This window comes from Rubrobacter marinus (genome assembly GCF_011492965.1).
Taxonomy (GTDB): domain Bacteria; phylum Actinomycetota; class Rubrobacteria; order Rubrobacterales; family Rubrobacteraceae; genus Rubrobacter_F; species Rubrobacter_F marinus.
Genome location: NZ_CP045121.1, coordinates 521348 through 537663 on the forward strand (window position 1 = coordinate 521348; position 16316 = coordinate 537663).

A 16316-nucleotide genomic window follows, 5' to 3' on the forward strand; every position below is an offset into this window, starting at 1 on the left:
TCCGGGTATGTTAGTATTCGAGCGTGGCGAGGTGTTTGACCTTGAACGCTAGTTACGAGCCCGTGGCGCTAGTGCCGATAAAGCGGGCCATCGTACTCGTTGTCTCCGAGAAGGCCGAGATCGTGGAGGCCAACCTCGACCGCCGCTTCCGTTCGGAGAAGGCCGAGTATCCCTATCCGCTCGTGATCCGGCTGGTGAAGTTCGTCGAGATCCCGCGCCGCTTGAGGAAGCACGTCACGAACGCCATCCTCTTCGCCCGGGACAACTACCGCTGCCAGTACTGCGGCAAGCACCGCGACGACCTGAACCGCAAGGAGTGCCTGACCCGCGACCACGTCAAGCCCCTGAGCCGCGGCGGCGCCAACACCTGGGACAACGTCGTCGCCGCCTGCACCAAGTGCAACGCGCGCAAGAGCAACCGCCTGCCGATGGAGTGCGGGATGTACCCCAAGACCACCCCGAAGGAGCCGCGCTACGTCGTCATGGTGTGGTACTCGCGGGGCCTCAACGCCGTCCAGCGCCGCTACGTGGAGCAGTTCTACGGGCCCCTGGGCGAGCCCGCCTTCTAGAGCACCCGGGACGAGACGCGAAGGGCGGGGGCGCTCCTTTACGGCGCCCCCGCCCTCTGTTGTTGCGCAGGTTGCCCGATCGGGCCCTAGCGGACGATCCTCTCGCAGTTGACGATGGTGTCTCTGGCGTCGCCGCGCTCGACGGTGTCGAAGCCGGTGCCGCAGTCCACGTAGTCGACGCGGTTGTCGCCGGCGGGGTAGATCTTGTCGTTCCCGGAGCCGCCCAGGATGCGGTCGGAGCCGGAGCCGCCGATCAGGGTGTCGTCGTTGGCGCCGCCGCTCAGCAGGTCGTTGCCGGGGCCGCCCGAGAGCGCGTCGAAGCCGTCCAGCCCCCTCAGGGCGTCGCCGCCGCCCTTGCCGAAGATCCGGTCGTTGCTGTTCGTGCCGTTGATCGTCTCGGCCGCGTCGGTCCCCGTCAGGGTGGCCGCCACGGCCACCACGGCGGTCATGGCGACCATCGCCAGAACCGTCGCCACCAGCAGGATCGTCCTTCTCACCGCTCACCCTCCTCCTGAACGGGGCGGGACCAGTCGGGCACCCCCTCTTCGGACCCCTCCGCCCCTTGTTCGGGATCCGCGAGAAGTTTACTGAGCTTCTACCGCGTTCGTCTATAGCCCGGACCGACCATTTCGGAGGCCTTGATATACTCATTCTTCGTTGTCGAACTCTGGCGGGGGTCCTTTGGACTACGGCGATTTTTCGAAGGCTACGGAGCGCATCGTCTCGAACGTCGAGCGTGCCGTCTCCGGCAAGCGTGATGCCGTCTTTCTGGCGGTCGTGGCGCTGCTCGCGGGCGGGCACGTCCTTATAGAGGACGTACCGGGGGTGGGGAAGACCCTGCTCGCGAAGTCCCTCTCCCGCTCCATCTCGGGCGAGTTCCGGCGCGTGCAGTTCACCCCCGACCTCCTGCCCGCCGACGTCACCGGCACGAACGTCTACAACCAGGGCGACGGGCAGTTCGAGTTCTGGGCGGGGCCGGTCTTCGCCAACGTCGTGCTTGCCGACGAGATCAACCGCGCCAGCCCCAAGACCCAGAGCGCCCTCCTGGAGGCGATGGAGGAGGCCTCCGTCACGGTCGACGGCGTCACCCGGCGCCTCCCGGAGCCGTTCGGCGTGATCGGGACGCAGAACCCGGTCGAGCACGAGGGGACCTACCCCCTGCCGCACGCGGAGCTGGACCGCTTCATGATCAAGATGTCCCTGGGCTACCCCGACGGGGAGGCCGAGGTCGACCTCCTGAGGCTCGCCTCCGACCCGGTCGCCGGGCTCGGGCCCGCGGTGAGCCTCCGCGAGTTCGCCGAGATGCGCGCTCTGGCCGAGGGGGTCCACGCGAGCGAGGCCGTGCTGCGCTACGTCGTCTCCGTGACGCAGGCGACGCGCAAGCACGAGGCGGTCCACCTCGGGGCCTCCCCGCGGGCGAGCCGGATGCTGCTCGCCGCCGCGAGGGCCAGCGCCGCCGCCCACGGGCGCTCCTACTGCATCCCGGACGACGTGAAGGCGCTCGCGCCGCACGTCCTCTCGCACAGGATCATCGCCTCCTCGAACGGCTCGGGCGACGCGGACGGCGTGGTGCGCGACGTGCTCCGCTCCGTCCCGGTCAACGAGGCGGTCTGACGCCTTGAGGCGCGTCCTGAGGGCCTTCCGCGAGCGCAGGCTCGCGGTGCGCCCCACCGGCCGCGGCTTGCAGGCGCTCTTCTTCGGCGTCCTCTCGATCGTCGCGGCTTACCTTATCGGGACCACCCAGATCTACCAGCTCGGCTACGCGCTGCTCGCCCTGCCCGTGGCGTCCTTCGCCCTGGGCTTCTGGTTCTCGCGGGGCCTCTCCTACGCGCGGAGGATCTCGACGGGAGAGCGGCCGGCGGCCGGGCGGGAGACGAACATCGAGCTCGTGGTCTCCAACGCCTCCCCGTCGGCGAGCCCGAGGGTCTGGGCCGTCGACCGCCTCCCCAAGCCGAGGTTCTTCGAGCTGCCCCCGGTGGAGGGGAGGGGCTCCAGAAAGATCCGCGTGCCGATGACCTTCGCGAAGCGGGGCCTCTACGACCTCGGGCCCGCGGAGCTGAAGACGGTGGACCCGTTCGGCCTCCTGCGCTTCGCGCGCCGGTTCCCCGAGACCACCGAGGTCGTGGTGTACCCGGAGGTTCACGACCTGCCCGGCTTCCCGCTGCGGGGGAGCGGCGCGGACGCCGGAGCCCGCGGCTCCTTCTCCCAGAGGGGGGACGAGTTCTCCGGCTTGAGGGAGTACCGGCGCGGGGACGAGCGGCGCCACATCCACTGGAAGAGCGTGGCGCGCACGGGCGAGCTCGTCGTCAAGGAGTTCGCCGCGGACGCCCCCGGCGCTACGCCGTCGTCCTGGACCTGCAGCGGGCCGGGCTCCGCGTCTCGGAGGCCGAGGTCGAGGACGCCGTCTCCGCCGCGGCATCCGTGCTCTCGCACCTCTCGGTGGAGGGTCTGCCCTCGAAGCTCCTCCTCTCGGACAGGGTAGGGGCGCGACGGACTTCGGCTCCGGCGAGGGGCCGTACTGGGAGGCGATGAGGCTCCTCGCGACGGCCGGGGCCGACGGCAACCAGGGCCCGGACGAGGCCCTCGACGAGATCCCGCGCGGCGAGCTCGGGAGGGCGTGATCCTGATCTCCAGGTCCATCGGGACGGCCTCATACAGAGCGTCGCGAGGCTCCGGGCGGCGGGGCTCTCCGTGCTCGTGATCGCCGTCGCCGCCCACACCTACCGCGGCTCCGGCGCCCGGTCGAGGGGCGGCCCCGAAGGGAGGGAGGCCGCCTTCGCGGCGGAGCTCCGGCGCCTGGAGGTCGCGGGGCCACGGTCCGGGTCGTGCGCCGCGAGGGCGGCGTACGGAACCTCGCGGGCGCCTCGGCGGGGCCGGGTGGGCCGGCAAGAGCGGGGCGGGGTAGGGATGGACGGGTGGGCCGTGAGGGCGCCGCTGTACGTCGCGGGGCTGGCGGCGGGCACCGCCTTCTCCGTGCTGTTCGCGAGCGGGGCTACGGCCTACGTTCTCGGGCGGCGATCGTCGCGCTGCTCGTCGGGTCGGCGGGGGCGTGGAGGTTCTTGTTGCTGCCGCCGGCGGCGGCGCTCTACACGCTGCTCGCCGTGTACGGGGCGCCGCCCTGAGCTTCGGGGCTGGGAGCGGCTCGTCGGCCAGATCGGGCTGGACGTCTGGAACGCGATGGGGATCATGTACGCGAACCCCATCCCCTACGACCCCCACCCGGGGCTCTTCGTCATCGTGCTGCCGATCGTGGTGCTGCTCGTCTCGTTCGCGACCTCGGCCACCCTGTACGAGGGGAGCCCCGTGATCTCGATGGCCGTCTTCGGCCTGACCATCGGCGTCCTGAGCACGGTCTCGTTCGAGGCGGGCGCGGGGCCGTTCTTCGCGGTCTTCCTGCCCGCCGCCATCGCCCTCCTGCTCGTCACCGCCGGCGAGGGGACGGCGCTGCCGTCGCCCGGCGCGGTCGTGGCGGGCCTGCTCGTGACGGGGGTCGTGCTCTCGCTCCCGGCGATGCCGTTCGCGGAGGCGGCGATCCGGCCGGCGACGATGGACTGGACCAGGATCGGGACGGGCGGGACCTCGCGCCTCGCGGTAGAGGCGGACGTCGGCGACTACCTGACGGACGGGCGCGACGCGGAGCTTCTGCGCGTGGACAGCCCGGAGCCCCTCCTCTGGCGCGGGGGTACCCTGGACTTCTTCGACGGGGTCCGCTGGTCCTCGACCACGGAGCCCGGGGTGGACTACGGCGAGGAGGTGGCCGATGGGATCGCGACGCGCACGGTGGTGCAGAGCGTCGAGGTCTTGCAGGCCGAGACGGACCTCCTCTTCGGCGGGTACCGCATGACGGACGTCTCGGTCCCGGGCGCCCAGCAGAGCACCGACGCCTCCTGGTCCACGCGCCGGCCCCTCACCCAGGGGTTCTCGTACCGGGTGCTCTCCCAGATCCCGCAGCCCACGGCCGCCCAGCTCGAAGGCGCCGGAACCTCCTACCCGGCAGAGGTCCGGGAGAAGTTCCTCCAGCTCCCGGAGGGCCGGCCGGCGGTCCTCACGGAGACCGCCGCCACGATAGAGCGCGACTACGGCCTCGCGGACGCCACGCCCTACGAGAAGGCCCGGGCGATAGAGCGGTACCTGATCTACGACGGCGGCTTCACCTACAACCTGGACGTGGACTACAACCGGGCCGACCAGGCCATAGAGGAGTTTCTCGGCGAGGGGAGGGAGGGCTTCTGCACCCAGTTTGCGACCTCCATGGCCCTCCTCGCCCGCGAGCTCGACGTCCCCTCCCGCGTGGTCTACGGCGCCACGACGGGCAGGGAGGACGACGAGAACGAGTACGTCGTGACCGGCTACAACATGCACACCTGGGTAGAGGTCTACTTCCCCGGCGTCGGCTGGTACCCCTTCGAGCCGACCCCGGGCTCCGAGATACCGTCCGCCATGCAGGCCAACGCCCCCCGCCCCGAGCTCCCCACCGCCCGCGACGAAGCCGTCCCGCAGAGCCCCGACGAGCGCCGCCAACAGCTGCAGGAGCAGAGGAGCCCGACCGAGTCGGCCCCCTCCGACAACGGCTCCTCCGCCGGGGAGTCCCCGGCCTGGGCGTACGCGGTCTACGCCCTGGCCCTCGTCCTCCTGGTCGCCGCCGTGCCGCTCGCGAAGCGCCTGCTCGCCGCCCGTAGCACCCCGGAGGGGCTCTACCGGGACCTCGCGGGGCGCCTCCGCGACGCGCTGCCGCCGGGGCGCGCCTCCCTCGCCGACTCGCCCGCCCTCACGCCGACCGAGCGCCTGCTGCTCCTCACCGGGGTCGTCGGGGTCGCCGTGGGCCCCTTCCGGGAGTTCGCCAGGGCCTACTCCGAGAGCCTCTACGCCCAGGACCCGCGCTCCGACGCCGCCCGCGCCTACCGCAAGGCCCTCCGCGAGTACCGCAGCCTCCCCCTCTGGAGGCGCTTCCTCGCCGCCCTCAACCCGTCCTCGCTCCTCCTGCGGGCGCGGCAGGAGATAGTCGCGGGGAAGAAGTGGCTCGGCAAGAGGGCGGGGCGGCGCTCGAAGCCCGGGGGGACGCGTAAGGACGGGTAGCCCTCGAGGGCCGGCAAGAGGCGCTGACGATCCGGGAAGGACCGCCATCGTTTGTAGATCTGTACAGAAGGCGCTCTGGCTAGCGGTGCTCCTGACAGGAACGATCCGTGGTGGTTGTGTACCAGATCCCCGCCGTTTGCCTCTTCGAGGTCTCGCCGCCGGCTCGTCTCCCGCAGATGCTCCAAAGAGCCCCGCGTTGAATTGACAATGCGCCGGTGTAATAATCCTCCTGAACAGATCACACGCTACAGCATTTCTTGGGGGTGCTGATGGACCAGAAGACGACGATCCTCGCGATCACCGACAACGCGGCCGAGAAGGTCAAGGCCCTCATGGAGCAGGAGGGCGAAGAGGACCTCGCGCTGCGCATCGGCGTTCGTCCCGGTGGTTGCTCGGGCTTCCAGTACTCGATCTACTTTGACGACGAGATCAACGACGACGACGAGGTCCTCACCCAGAAGGGCGTCAAGATCGCCGTCGACGCCATGAGCGTCCCCTACATCATGGGCTCCGAGTTCGACTACGTCGACGGCCTCATGGGCGCCGGCTTCGCCGTCAACAACCCGAACGTTCAGGGCGGCTGCGGCTGCGGCAGCTCGTTCACCTGCTAGCTTAAGACGAGGCAAGCAGCGCACGGGGCGAGCCCGGGTCCAAAAGGACCCGGGCTCGCCCTCTATCTAGCGGTACCGTAACGGTGACGCATGGAGGGGCCGGAGCCTGACTCTCCGGCCCCTCGGACCTTTGCGCCGCCCGTGACGGGCCGGCGTCGCATGTGAGTAGAAGAAGGAGCGAAGGATGGACGGATTCACCCCCGTAAGCGGGCTCCTGGGGGGCATGATGATAGGGCTTGCCGCCACGTTGCTGCTGCTCTTGAACGGCCGTATCAGTGGGATCAGCGGCATAGTCGGCGGGCTCGTCTCGCCCGGCACCCGGAGGGGCGCGGGCTGGCGCGTGGCCTTCGTCGCGGGCCTGGTGCTCGGGGCTTTCTCCTACGCCGCGGCGGCGGGTGGGCTGCCGGGCGGGGTCGAGGCATCGGTGCCGGTGCTCGTGATCGCGGGGCTCCTGGTCGGTTTCGGGACCCGCCTGGGCTCCGGCTGCACCAGCGGGCACGGCGTCTGCGGGATAGCGCGCCTCAGCAAGCGCTCCATCGTCGCGACGGCCGTGTTCATGGGCGTCGCCGCCCTGACGGTCTTCGTCTCCCACCACGTGATCTGAGAGGAGCCCCCGCATGTCAAGGATCATCGTCGCGCTGTTCGCGGGCGCGCTCTTCGGGGTGGGGCTCGTCGTCTCGGGGATGGCCGACCCGCAGAAGGTCATCGGATTTCTCGACTTCGCCGGGGACTGGGACCCGACCCTCCTCTTCGTGATGGGCGGGGCGCTCCTGGTCACGATGCCCGCTTTCCGCCTGATCCTGAAGCGCCCGCGCCCGGTGCTGGCGGACGGGTTCGACCTGCCCACGAAGAGCGCGCCCGAAGCCCGCCTGATCGGAGGAGCCGCCCTCTTCGGCCTCGGATGGGGGCTCTCCGGGTTCTGCCCGGGCCCCGCGGTGGCGGCCCTCTCCACCGGGCTGACGCCGGTCCTGGCCTTCGTGGCCTCGATGCTGGCGGGGATGGCGGCCTACGCGTGGTTCTTCGACCGCCCCGATAACCTCCGCTCCCCCGTCGGAGCACGCGTCCCCGGCGGCGGCCCGGAGGGTGGCGGCTAGAGCACGGTTCGGGGGGCTGTCGACGCTATCCCGTCGGGCGTAACGCCCTCTCGCCGCCGGTCCCGTCCTCCTTCACGTAGAGGGTCCAGGGGCCGATCTTCTCCCGTTCGTAGCGGGATTCCAGCCACTCGAGGAGCATGGGGCTGTGGGTGCCGCTGGTGCGGCCGAAGGCTATGACGTCGGGGTCGTAGGCTTCGAGGTCCTCGATCCAGCCCTCGAACCCGCCGGGGGTCTCGACGGCGATCTGGTCGTCTATGCCGCGGATGATGAAGGCGTAGGGGTTCGGGTTGGTCTTGTGGAGGAGCACGAGAAGCTGCGGGGCGCCGATGGAGACTACCTTGGCGTCCTCCCCGAACCTCCTCTGGACCTCGGAGGCCGCCCGCCGCTGGTAGTCGAGATCGTTCGGTCCCGGGGGCCGCTCCTCAGTGTCGAGGGAGCTGACGCCCCGCGCCGGGTCCACCACCACGAGCGAGCCGAGGACGGCGACCGCGGTGAGGGCGGCGCAGAGCCCCACGGTCAGGAGCCGCGTGCCCCCCGGGAAGAGCGCGTTGTTCTCCCCCATCCTCCCCACGACGAAGCCCAGGAAGCCGCCGAAGCCGACGGCGACGTAGGGGATGAAGACGTAGAAGTCCGGGTAGCCCTGGAAGTCCACGAGCGACCAGAGGACGGGGAAGGGGAGGGAGAGGAAGATCGGGGCGAAGGCGCCCTTCCTCATCGGGCTCCCGGAGGGGCCGCTGTACGCCCTCCTGAGGAGGTGCAGCGAGCCGAGCGTGACGAGCCCTATGACCACCGCCGCCAGCATCGCGCCGACGACGATGGGGATGAGGATGGTGTCGTAGCCCTGGAAGATCGCCTTGACCGGCGCGAAGAACTCGGCGGTCGAGAGGAGCTGCTCCCGGTCGAGGTAGCGGGCGTTGAACAGAATGCTCCCGTTCACCAGCTCGTCGAGGGCCCCCTGAAAGTAGAAGTACGCCCCCGTCACGGCGACGGGCAGGCCGGCCCCCAGGGCGGCGCGCAGGCCCGCGGGGACGCGCGGCTCGTCCCTCTGCGTGACGGCGAGGACGAACGCGACGAGGGAGAAGACGGCCATCGGCTGCCAGACGAGGGCGGCCAGGGAGCCGCACAGCCCCGCGAGAAGCCAACGCTTCTGGGAGGCGAACAGCAGGCACAGGACCTCGAAGAGGACCATCGGGGTCTTCGCCTCGGGCGAGGAGACGGCGTAGCGGGCGAAGCCGAAGAACCCGAGAAAGGTCAGGGCCGTGAAGAGCCCCGCGCGTTGCGACCTGAAGAGGCTGCTGCCGAGGAGGTAGGTCGCGCCCACGGCGAGGCAGCCTATGGAGAAGAAGACCGCGCGCACGGCGGTGATGTCCGTCGCGCCGAGGTACTTGGAGATCACGACGCCCACCCCGACGAGCATCGGGGCCAGGGGGCCCTTGTGGTCGAAGATGCTCACGTAGGGCGGGATGCCCTCGGCCATCCTCTGGCCGCTGTAGAGGTAGATGGCGTTGTCCCGGGAGAGGGCGCCCTCGAAGCTGTTCCCGTAGTACACGGCCGCGGCGAGGGCCAGCAGCAGAAGGAGCGCGAACGCCCTGCGGATGCGCAGGGCAGACCGCCCACCCTTCGGCGTTATAGGCTCATACTGGAACATGGTCGCGCTGGTCCCTCCGAATGTCGGCCCGCCCGAGTTCGTCGCTCTCCGGGTACCTTACTATAGCTTTTGTCGGAAGCGTTTTAGGCCTCTTCGCCGGTTTACCTCTCATCGGACGCGGCGCCGGAAGGCTCGCCGCCCTCCGGGACGAGCTCGTAGAGGCCCACGCCCTCGTCCACGGGGACCATCCTGAAGCCCGCCTCGACGAAGGTATCCGTGCCGACGACCTGGCCGAGCAGGTCGTGGTCGAGGAGGTAGACGGGACCTTTCTGCGCGGCCCTACGCGCGGCCTCGACCCCGCTTATGTCGCCGGTGCCGTAGCGCTCGGCGGCCTCGGCGGCGTTCGGCCCGTCGGGCCAGACCACGTCCTCGTAGCGGAGCCAGCTCGTCTTGAAGGGGTCCATGAGCGTGAGGTCGCGGCGGCGATCCTCGACGAGGACCATGTACCAGAGCGAGCTCCGGTGGTGGAGGACCGTGGCGTTCGGGGCCACGCCCTCCGCCACGGCCTCGATCGTCCGCCGCCCGAAGTCCTCGCCGCTGCGGTCCTCGGCGGCGTACGTCTCGCGCGCCCCCAGGAGCGGGATCGCGAGCGCCAGCCCGCACACGGCGAGCATCAGGGCCGCTCGCGGGGTCGGACTACCGACGAGGCGTGCCGCCGACGAGCCCGCCCTCCGAAGGGCGGCGCCCACGCCCACGGCGACGAAGAGGCTCAGGATCACGTACGCCGGGATGAGGAAGACGTAGTAGTCCTCCACCCCGTAGGTGAGGGCGTGGGCGAGCCAGCCCAGAAACGCGAGGCTCAGCAGGACGGCCGCCGCGCGGTCCCGGAACGCCAGGTACAGGGCCCCGAAGAGGCCGGCGAGCATCAGCGGCAGGGGGAACTGGGCGTAGAGGTAGTCGCCGTAGATCGTCAGCCTGTCGGCGACGTCCTGGAGGATGGGCTGCGAGCGGGAGGGGACCTCGTCGGAGCCCGGCGGGGCGCCCGTCTCGAGGTCCGTGAGGAGCTTCAGGAGGTAGCTGCCCCGGTGACGAGGAGCAGGAACCGGCCCGGGCTCGACGGGTCGGCCTCGTTGAGCGGGGCCTCCATGGCCGCCCTGATCGGCAGGTAGAGGTAGGGGAGGAGGCCCACGAGAAAGAGCCCGAGGCTCCGGAGCAGGAGCCCGCCCCGGCGCAGCTTCTTCCGGTCGACGACGAACACGAAGGCGAGACCGGCGGGGATCAAGAGCCCGCTGGTGAGGTGGTGGGTGAGCGAGAGGCCCACGAGGAGCGCGGCGAGCATCAGGTAGCGGTCCTCGCGGCGGTCCCTCCAGAGCAGGAGGACGGCGACGACGACCGCTACGAAGAGCGCGTTGAGGGTGTAGACCTCGGCGATGACGGCCTGGCTCCAGAACAAGGGGCTCACCCCCAGCGCCAGGGCGCCGACCGCGGCGGCGACGGCCTGGCCGCTCAACCGGAGCCCTGCCCCGTAGATCACGGCCACCGCGAGCGCCCCGTAGACGGCCGAGGCGAGGTTGACGCCGTAGGCGGCGTCCCCGATGGGCAGGTAGGTGAAGAGGTGGGTCAGCATCATGTAGGTCGGGTAGCCGCTCGGGTGCCCGATGCCGAGCACGGCGGCCTCGGCCTGGAGCATCGCCGGGTCGAAGAGCTCCGGGTAGTCGTAGTAGAGGACCGTCGGGGCGAGGGTGCCGAGGTAGAGGACGAAGACGAGGAGCACGGTCAGGGCACCGAGGGCCGCCGCGCCGGTCCTCGCGAGGGACCTACCCGCTCCGTTCACGGCCATCCTCGTGCTTTTCGCGGCGCTCACAGCACGAAAGGGTACTACGCTCGAGGCATGGTCATGCCGGTAGCGAGGACGGCGTCGGGGGAGAGCCGCCGGGAACCCGCTCTACCGCAGGTCGTCGCCGATCTCCTCGACGCGGCCGAGGCGGACCGTGGTGTCCCGGAGGCTCCGGGCGCCGGCGGCCACCGTCCCGGCCGCGCGCCCGGTGCGGCGGGTCGATGAGGCGCAGGCGATCGATACGGTCATCGCGCGGAGGCCCCTCGGCTCTACTCGCGCGTCCCCGGGCCCGCCGGCTCGCCGAACGCCGACCGCAGGGCGGCAGAGACCTCCCGGACGACCCGCCCGCCGGCGTCGAGCGCCCCCGCCATCTGGAAGAAGCCGTGGATCATGCCGGGGTAGCGGGTGTGCCGCACGCCGACCCCGGCCTCCCGCAACCTCGCCGCGTAGGCTTCGCCCTCGTCCCTCAACGGGTCGTACTCGCCCGTGACCACGAGCGCCGGGGGCAGACCTTCCAGATCGGGCGCGAAGAGCGGCGAGACGCGCCGGTCCTTCGGGTCCGCCCCTCCGCTCAGGTAGGCTCCGAAGGCCTCGCGCATGCCTTCCTTGGTCAGCACGTACCCGTCGAAGGCCTCCCAGGACGCGCTCCCTAAAGTGGCGTCGGTGTTCGGGTAGACGAGCGCCTGGAAGACCAGCGGCGGCCCGCCGCGCTCGCGGGCGAGGAGGGCGACCACCGCCGCTATGTTGCCGCCCGCGCTGTCCCCCGCCACCGCCACGCGCGAGGGGTCGCCCCCGAGCTCCCCGGCGTGTTCGACGACCCACTCGGTCGCCCGGTAGGCATCCTCGACGCCGGCCGGGAACGGGTTCTCGGGGGAGAGCCGGTAGGCGACGGCGACGACCAGAGAACCCGCGCCGCTCGCCAGCGCCCGGCAGGGGGCGTCGTAGAGGTCCAGATCGCCCATGCTGAAGGACCCGCCGTGGAAGAAGACCACCACGGGGAGGCCCTGCTCTCCGGGCGCGCCGGAGGGGTGTACACGCGCACGGGGATCTCCCCGCCGGGCCCCGAAACGCTCCGGTCCTCGACCTTCTCCACGGGCAGGGGTTCGCCCGAGAGCCCGGCGAGCCCCTTGTAAGCTTCTCGCGCCTCCGCTATGGAGAGCTCGCCCGGATCGGGGCCGCCGGGGGCGGACATCTGGTCCAACAGCGCCTGGGCCTGCGGGTCTACGGGTGCCACTGGTCCTCCTCTCTCGTCGCCCCGGCTCGAACCCCGGACGCACGGTCCGCGCGGGCTGCGTGACGCCGGCCCTCGGGGACCTGCCCGACGCCGAAAACCGCGGCGAGCTGACTTTCCGCGCGCTCGGTGGCCGCCGTCGGGACCACCCGGTGTCTCTGCACGACCGTAGTCCTCCGCCGTCGCGCCGGTCCCCCGGCATTATCCAGGGGACCGGGGGTGGGTCAACCGGACAAACGGCTAGTCTCGCGCTCCCGGCGAGGGTGTCTCTTTAGGGAGGCGCAGAAGGGTCGCGGCGAGGAGGGCGCCCAGGAGGAGGCACGCGGCGCTCACGAGGAAGGCGGCGTGGTAGCCGGAGTTGAGGGCGGCGACGGGGTCCCGGGTGCCCGTCACGAGGCCGGTGTAGGCGGCGGCGAGGCTCGCCAGTACGGCGAGGCCCAGGGCTCCGCCCACCTGCTGGGAGGTGTTCACGAGCCCCGAGGCGAGGCCCGCCTCGCTCTCGGGGACGCCGACGGTGGAGGCCAGGATCACGGCCATGAACGCGAACGCCGCCCCGACGCCGAGGACGACCATCCCCGGGAGGACGTCGACGAGGAAGCTACCCCCGACCGGCGCCCGCCCGAAGAGGAGGAGCCCGAGCGCCATCAGCCCCATGCCGACGACGATCATCGGCTTTATGCCGAAGCGGCCGACGGCCCTGGCGGCGGCGCTGTAGGAGAGCGCGCCGATGGCGATCGTGCCCGGCAGGTAAGCGAGGCCGGTGGCGAAGGAGTCGTAGAGGAGGACCCTCTGCAGGTAGAGGGCGCTGAAGAAGAACCACCCGACGACGCCCGCGACGGTGAGGACCATGACGATGTTGCTGACCACGAGGTTGCGCGAGCGGGAGAAGATGCCCGGGGGGATGAGCGGCGCCGCCGTCCTGCGCTCGACGGCGGAGAAGCCGACGAGGAGCAGGGCCGAGAGGGCGAGCAGGGCCAGCGTCAGGAGAAGCGGGTTGTCCCCGACCCCGATGATGGCGTAGACGGCCGTCACCAGGGAGAGGGTGATGAGGAGGGCGCCGGGCAGGTCGAAGCCGCCGCGCTTGGCGGGCGCGGGGTCCGGGTCGAGGAGGGGCGGGCAGAGGGCGAGGGCCGCGATACCGATGGGGAGGTTGACCAGGAAGATCCAGGGCCACCCGAACGACTGGGTCAGCACGCCACCGAGGAAGACCCCGATGGAGCCGCCGCCGGAGGCGACGAAGCCCCAGATGCCCATCGCCCGCGCCCTCTCCCCGGGGTCCCGGAACGTGGTGATGACGATTGAGAGCGCCGCCGGGGCCATAAGCGCCCCGCCGATCCCCTGCAGGGCCCGCGCGGCGATGAGGAGACCCTGGGAGAACGCGAGCCCGCAGAGGAGCGAGGCGATGGTGAAGAGGACGAGCCCCGCCATAAACACCCGCCGCCGTCCGAAGAGGTCGCCGGCCCGGCCGCCGAGGAGGAGGAAGCCGCCGAAGGTGAGCAGGTAAGCGTTGACCACCCACGAGAGACCCACCTCCGAGAAACCCAGGGAATCCCCGATCGCCGGGAGCGCCACGTTGACGATGGTGCCGTCGAGGACCAGCATGAGCTGCGCCGCGCACACCAGCAACAGGGCGAACCACCGGCGCCGACCTCCCGACGAACCTCTTCCCACTCCGTCTCCTCTCTGCTCGCTACACGGATTCTCCGTGAGCATACTCCACGTCCACAGGGGAACTTCGCCCGACCGCCAAAGTTACCGCTCGCGCTCCCGGACGTTGCAACAATGGTGTCCAAGGTAAACTAACCGAAGGCGCAGGAGAGGGAGGTGATGCGATGCCTTCGGGAACGGGAGAACGCCCGCGTGCGACGAGCCGTCGGGGCAGGACGACGGTGCTCGTCGTCTCCCTCGCCGCCTTCGCCGCCGGAGCGGGCGCGATGCTGCTCGGCCACGAGGAGGCCCTGGGCCTGATGGTCCTCGCGCTTCTGGCGGCGGCCTCGGAGGTGGTGTCGGAGGCCGTGCGCTCGTCGAGGGGCGAGGGGCCCCGCGGGGGAGGCCGGTAGGGGGCGAGGGGGCTAGCCGGGGGAGATGGCGTCCTCGAGGTCGGCGATGAGGTCGTCCGCGTCCTCGATGCCGACGCTGAGGCGCATGAGGCCGTCGGTGACGCCGCGGGCCTCGCGTTGTTCCCGGGGGATCGCCGCGTGGGTCATCGTCGCAGGATGCGTCAGCAGCGACTCGACGCCGCCGAGGGACTCGGCGAGGTGGAAGAGCTTCACGGACTTCATCGCGGCGTAGGCGGCCTCCGTGCCCCCTTGAGGGTGAAGGAGACCATCCCGAGAAGCCGCGCATCTGGCTCTTGGCGAGCTCGTGCTGGGGTGGGTCGGGAGGCCCGGGTAGTAGACCCTGTCGACTTCGGGGTGGTCCTCGAGGAACCGGGCGACGGCGAGGGCGTTCTCCTCGTGCTGGCGCATGCGGACGGCGAGGGTCTTGAGGCCCGGAGGACGAGCCAGGAGTCGAAGGCGCCGGGGACGGCGCCCGCGGCGTTCTGGTAGAACTTGATCCCTCGTAGAACTCCTCGTTCGAGGTGGCTACCGCGCCGCCGACGACGTCGGAGTGGCCGCCCATGTACTTTGTCGTCGAGTGCACGACGATGTCCGCGCCGAGGGCCAGCGGGTTCTGAAAGTACGGCGAGGCGAAGGTGTTGTCCACGGCGACGACGCCCCGCGCTCGTGCGCCATCTCCGAGAGCGCCCTCACGTCCGAGACCGTCAGCAGCGGGTTGGTGGGCGTCTCGACCCAGAGGAGCTTCGTCTCGGGCCGCAGGGCCTCCTCGACGGACCGGGGGTCCGTGGTGTCGGCGTAGGTGAAGTCGAGGCCGCCCCCTGCTTGAGGACCTTGTCGAAGAGCCGGTAGCTGCCGCCGTAGAGGTCGTCGCCCGCGATGACGTGGTCGCCGGGGGAGAGGAGGCTGCTCATCACGGCGGTCGTCGCCGCGAGGCCGGAGGCGAACGCGAGGCCGTAGCTCGCGCCTTCGAGGGAGGCTATGCACTCCTCGAGGGCGGCGCGGGTGGGGTTGCCGCTGCGGCTGTACTCGTAGCCCTTGTTTACTCCCGGCGCCTCCTGCGTGTACGTAGAAGTCTGGTAGATCGGGACGATGGTCGCGCCGGTGGCCTCGTCGGGCTCCTGGCCGGCGTGTATGGCCCTCGTCGCGAACCCGCGCCCGGCGGCGTGCTCGTCTGCGCTCATGCTACTCCCCCTCGAAGACTCGGAACGGCTTCTTGAGGTCCTCGGCGGTGGCTTCCGAGTTCGCCACCACCCAGTCGTCGTCGAAGACCTTGGAGACGTAGTTGCGGCCCGTGTCGGGGAAGAGCGTGACGACGACGGAGCCCTCGGGGCGGCCCTGGCCGCCCGGACCGCCGCGACCGCCACCATGCCGCACGAGCCCCGACGAAGAGCCCCTCCTCGTCCATGAGCCGGCGCGTCATCAGGAACGACTCGCGGTCCGTGACCTGGATGACCTCGTCGACCACGGCCCCGTCGTGGTTGCCCGGGTAGAAGTCCTCGCCGACGCCCTCGACGGCGTAGGGGTGGATGTCGTCCGGGTCCGAGAAGATCGAGCCCGCGGGGTCCGCGCCGACCACCCTGATCTCGGGGTTTTGCTCCTTGAGGTAGCGTCCCGTCCCGGTGATGGTGCCGCAGGTGCCCATCCCGGCGACGAAGTGTGTGACGCGCCCCGCCGTCTGTTCCCAGATCTCGGGCCCCGTCGTCTCGTAGTGGGCGAGCGGGTTGTTCGGGTTCTCGTACTGGCCGGGCTTGAAGCCGCCCGGGATCTCTCGCGCCATCCTCTCGGCGACGGCGTAGTAGCTCTCGGGGTCCTCGGGCGGGACGTTCGGCGTGACGACGACCTCGGCCCCCAGGGCCTTGAGGAGGTCGCGCTTCTCCTGGCTCGCCTTGTCCGGCATGACGCAGACGCACCCGTAGCCCCTGACCGCCGCCACGATGGCGAGCCCCGCCCCGGTGTTCCCGCTCGTCGGCTCGACGATGGTGCCGCCGGGCTTCAGGAGGCCCTCCTTCTCGGCGGCCTCGATCATCTTGAGCGCCGGCCGGTCCTTGACGGAGCCGCCGGGGTTGAGGTACTCGACCTTCGTGAGCAGCATGGAGCCGCGTATGCCCTCGCCCCGCTCCACGCGTCCGAGGCGCACGAGCGGCGTGTGCCCGAAGGCTCCGAGGATGTTCTCGTGGTATTGCATGCGGTCAGGGTTCATGGCCCCAGTGTACCCCCGGAAGAGGGCGGTGATGCCCCCCGGGGTGGGGA

At 70.7% G+C, this 16316-nt stretch carries 18 protein-coding genes and 2 pseudogenes; 9 read left to right on the plus strand and 11 right to left on the minus strand.

Features of this window, described 5'->3' with window-relative positions:
- Positions 1-41 precede the first annotated feature (41 nt).
- The gene (locus GBA65_RS02675) at positions 42-569 is read left to right on the plus strand and encodes an HNH endonuclease (protein WP_228281623.1); all 528 of its coding nucleotides are present in this window, start codon (positions 42-44) and stop codon (positions 567-569) included.
- A gap of 86 nt (positions 570-655) precedes the next feature.
- On the opposite strand, the gene GBA65_RS02680 is transcribed toward GBA65_RS02675, so the two are convergent.
- Positions 656-1066, minus strand: a complete 411-nt coding sequence (locus GBA65_RS02680) for a calcium-binding protein (RefSeq protein ID WP_166395265.1) — start codon at positions 1064-1066, stop codon at positions 656-658.
- A gap of 184 nt (positions 1067-1250) precedes the next feature.
- Here GBA65_RS02680 and GBA65_RS02685 point away from each other — a divergent pair, with 184 nt between their 5' ends.
- The 6 genes from GBA65_RS02685 to GBA65_RS02710 all read left to right on the plus strand — a co-directional run bounded on the left by GBA65_RS02685 (position 1251) and on the right by GBA65_RS02710 (position 7350).
- Positions 1251-2183, plus strand: a complete 933-nt coding sequence (locus GBA65_RS02685) for an AAA family ATPase (RefSeq protein ID WP_166395266.1) — start codon at positions 1251-1253, stop codon at positions 2181-2183.
- A 4-nt stretch (positions 2184-2187) separates the two neighbouring features.
- Complete coding sequence (locus GBA65_RS02690) at positions 2188-3051, plus strand: DUF58 domain-containing protein (RefSeq protein WP_166395267.1); 864 nt, start codon at positions 2188-2190, stop codon at positions 3049-3051.
- Between the two features lie 209 nt (positions 3052-3260).
- Entirely contained in the window at positions 3261-5645 is a 2385-nt protein-coding gene (locus GBA65_RS02695; protein WP_166395268.1) for a transglutaminase family protein, read from the plus strand.
- Positions 5646-5914: 269 nt separating this feature from the next.
- Entirely contained in the window at positions 5915-6256 is a 342-nt protein-coding gene (gene erpA, locus GBA65_RS02700; RefSeq protein ID WP_166395269.1) for an iron-sulfur cluster insertion protein ErpA, read from the plus strand.
- Between the two features lie 184 nt (positions 6257-6440).
- Complete coding sequence (locus tag GBA65_RS02705) at positions 6441-6860, plus strand: YeeE/YedE family protein (protein ID WP_166395270.1); 420 nt, start codon at positions 6441-6443, stop codon at positions 6858-6860.
- A 13-nt stretch (positions 6861-6873) separates the two neighbouring features.
- On the plus strand, positions 6874-7350 hold the full coding sequence (locus GBA65_RS02710; RefSeq protein ID WP_207956091.1) for a YeeE/YedE family protein: 477 nt from the start codon (positions 6874-6876) through the stop codon (positions 7348-7350).
- Positions 7351-7375: 25 nt separating this feature from the next.
- Here the strand turns inward: GBA65_RS02710 and GBA65_RS02715 are convergent, their stop codons facing one another.
- From GBA65_RS02715 to GBA65_RS02735, 5 genes are all read right to left on the minus strand, one after another.
- On the minus strand, positions 7376-8998 hold the full coding sequence (locus tag GBA65_RS02715; RefSeq protein ID WP_166395271.1) for an ArnT family glycosyltransferase: 1623 nt from the start codon (positions 8996-8998) through the stop codon (positions 7376-7378).
- 101 nt (positions 8999-9099) lie between these two features.
- Positions 9100-9864: a hypothetical protein gene (locus tag GBA65_RS02720; protein ID WP_166395272.1), complete on the minus strand. Its 765-nt coding sequence runs from the start codon at positions 9862-9864 to the stop codon at positions 9100-9102.
- A gap of 140 nt (positions 9865-10004) precedes the next feature.
- Positions 10005-10772: a glycosyltransferase family 117 protein gene (locus GBA65_RS02725; RefSeq protein WP_166395273.1), complete on the minus strand. Its 768-nt coding sequence runs from the start codon at positions 10770-10772 to the stop codon at positions 10005-10007.
- Positions 10773-10883: 111 nt separating this feature from the next.
- A complete protein-coding gene (locus GBA65_RS02730) occupies positions 10884-11024 on the minus strand; it encodes a hypothetical protein (RefSeq protein ID WP_166395274.1) in 141 nt (46 codons plus the stop codon).
- 20 nt (positions 11025-11044) lie between these two features.
- The gene (locus tag GBA65_RS02735; protein ID WP_207956092.1) at positions 11045-11770 is read right to left on the minus strand and encodes an alpha/beta hydrolase; all 726 of its coding nucleotides are present in this window, start codon (positions 11768-11770) and stop codon (positions 11045-11047) included.
- On the opposite strand from GBA65_RS02735, the gene GBA65_RS22675 reads away from it, so the two are divergent.
- Positions 11753-11908 carry a hypothetical protein gene (locus GBA65_RS22675; protein WP_207956093.1) on the plus strand — a complete coding sequence of 52 codons (156 nt, stop codon included), beginning with the start codon at positions 11753-11755 and terminating at the stop codon, positions 11906-11908. The genes GBA65_RS02735 and GBA65_RS22675 overlap by 18 nt on opposite strands.
- Positions 11909-12246: 338 nt before the next feature.
- Here GBA65_RS22675 and GBA65_RS02740 read toward each other — a convergent pair whose 3' ends face one another.
- Positions 12247-13677, minus strand: coding sequence for an MFS transporter (locus GBA65_RS02740; RefSeq protein WP_207956094.1), 1431 nt, complete (start codon positions 13675-13677; stop codon positions 12247-12249).
- 161 nt (positions 13678-13838) lie between these two features.
- On the opposite strand from GBA65_RS02740, the gene GBA65_RS02745 reads away from it, so the two are divergent.
- Positions 13839-14066, plus strand: coding sequence for a hypothetical protein (locus GBA65_RS02745; RefSeq protein ID WP_166395276.1), 228 nt, complete (start codon positions 13839-13841; stop codon positions 14064-14066).
- A gap of 12 nt (positions 14067-14078) precedes the next feature.
- Here GBA65_RS02745 and GBA65_RS24920 read toward each other — a convergent pair whose 3' ends face one another.
- The 4 genes and pseudogenes from GBA65_RS24920 to GBA65_RS02755 form a co-directional block, all read right to left on the minus strand.
- A complete protein-coding gene (locus tag GBA65_RS24920) occupies positions 14079-14474 on the minus strand; it encodes a PLP-dependent transferase (RefSeq protein ID WP_266096536.1) in 396 nt (131 codons plus the stop codon).
- A 148-nt stretch (positions 14475-14622) separates the two neighbouring features.
- A pseudogene (locus tag GBA65_RS26030) lies at positions 14623-14825 on the minus strand (PLP-dependent transferase); the annotation flags it as partial.
- Entirely contained in the window at positions 14771-15247 is a 477-nt protein-coding gene (locus tag GBA65_RS24930; protein ID WP_266096537.1) for a PLP-dependent transferase, read from the minus strand. The gene GBA65_RS24930 and the pseudogene GBA65_RS26030, both read right to left, overlap by 55 nt.
- Positions 15248-15314: 67 nt before the next feature.
- Positions 15315-16251: pseudogene (locus GBA65_RS02755) on the minus strand (PLP-dependent cysteine synthase family protein); the annotation flags it as partial.
- Positions 16252-16316: the final 65 nt, after the last annotated feature.

What these genes read in the sequence shown, in the direction of transcription:
- erpA (WP_166395269.1), top strand. Translation starts at nt 5,915, where the DNA reads ATGGACCAGAAGACGACGATCCTCGCGATCACCGACAACGCGGCCGAG.
- GBA65_RS02705 (WP_166395270.1), top strand. Translation starts at nt 6,441, where the DNA reads ATGGACGGATTCACCCCCGTAAGCGGGCTCCTGGGGGGCATGATGATA.
- GBA65_RS02710 (WP_207956091.1), top strand. Translation starts at nt 6,874, where the DNA reads ATGTCAAGGATCATCGTCGCGCTGTTCGCGGGCGCGCTCTTCGGGGTG.
- GBA65_RS02715 (WP_166395271.1), bottom strand. Translation starts at nt 8,998, where the DNA reads ATGTTCCAGTATGAGCCTATAACGCCGAAGGGTGGGCGGTCTGCCCTG.
- GBA65_RS02720 (WP_166395272.1), bottom strand. Translation starts at nt 9,864, where the DNA reads ATGCTCGCCGGCCTCTTCGGGGCCCTGTACCTGGCGTTCCGGGACCGC.
- GBA65_RS02730 (WP_166395274.1), bottom strand. Translation starts at nt 11,024, where the DNA reads ATGACCGTATCGATCGCCTGCGCCTCATCGACCCGCCGCACCGGGCGC.
- GBA65_RS02745 (WP_166395276.1), top strand. Translation starts at nt 13,839, where the DNA reads ATGCCTTCGGGAACGGGAGAACGCCCGCGTGCGACGAGCCGTCGGGGC.
- GBA65_RS24920 (WP_266096536.1), bottom strand. Translation starts at nt 14,474, where the DNA reads ATGCGCCAGCACGAGGAGAACGCCCTCGCCGTCGCCCGGTTCCTCGAG.
- GBA65_RS24930 (WP_266096537.1), bottom strand. Translation starts at nt 15,247, where the DNA reads ATGAGCGCAGACGAGCACGCCGCCGGGCGCGGGTTCGCGACGAGGGCC.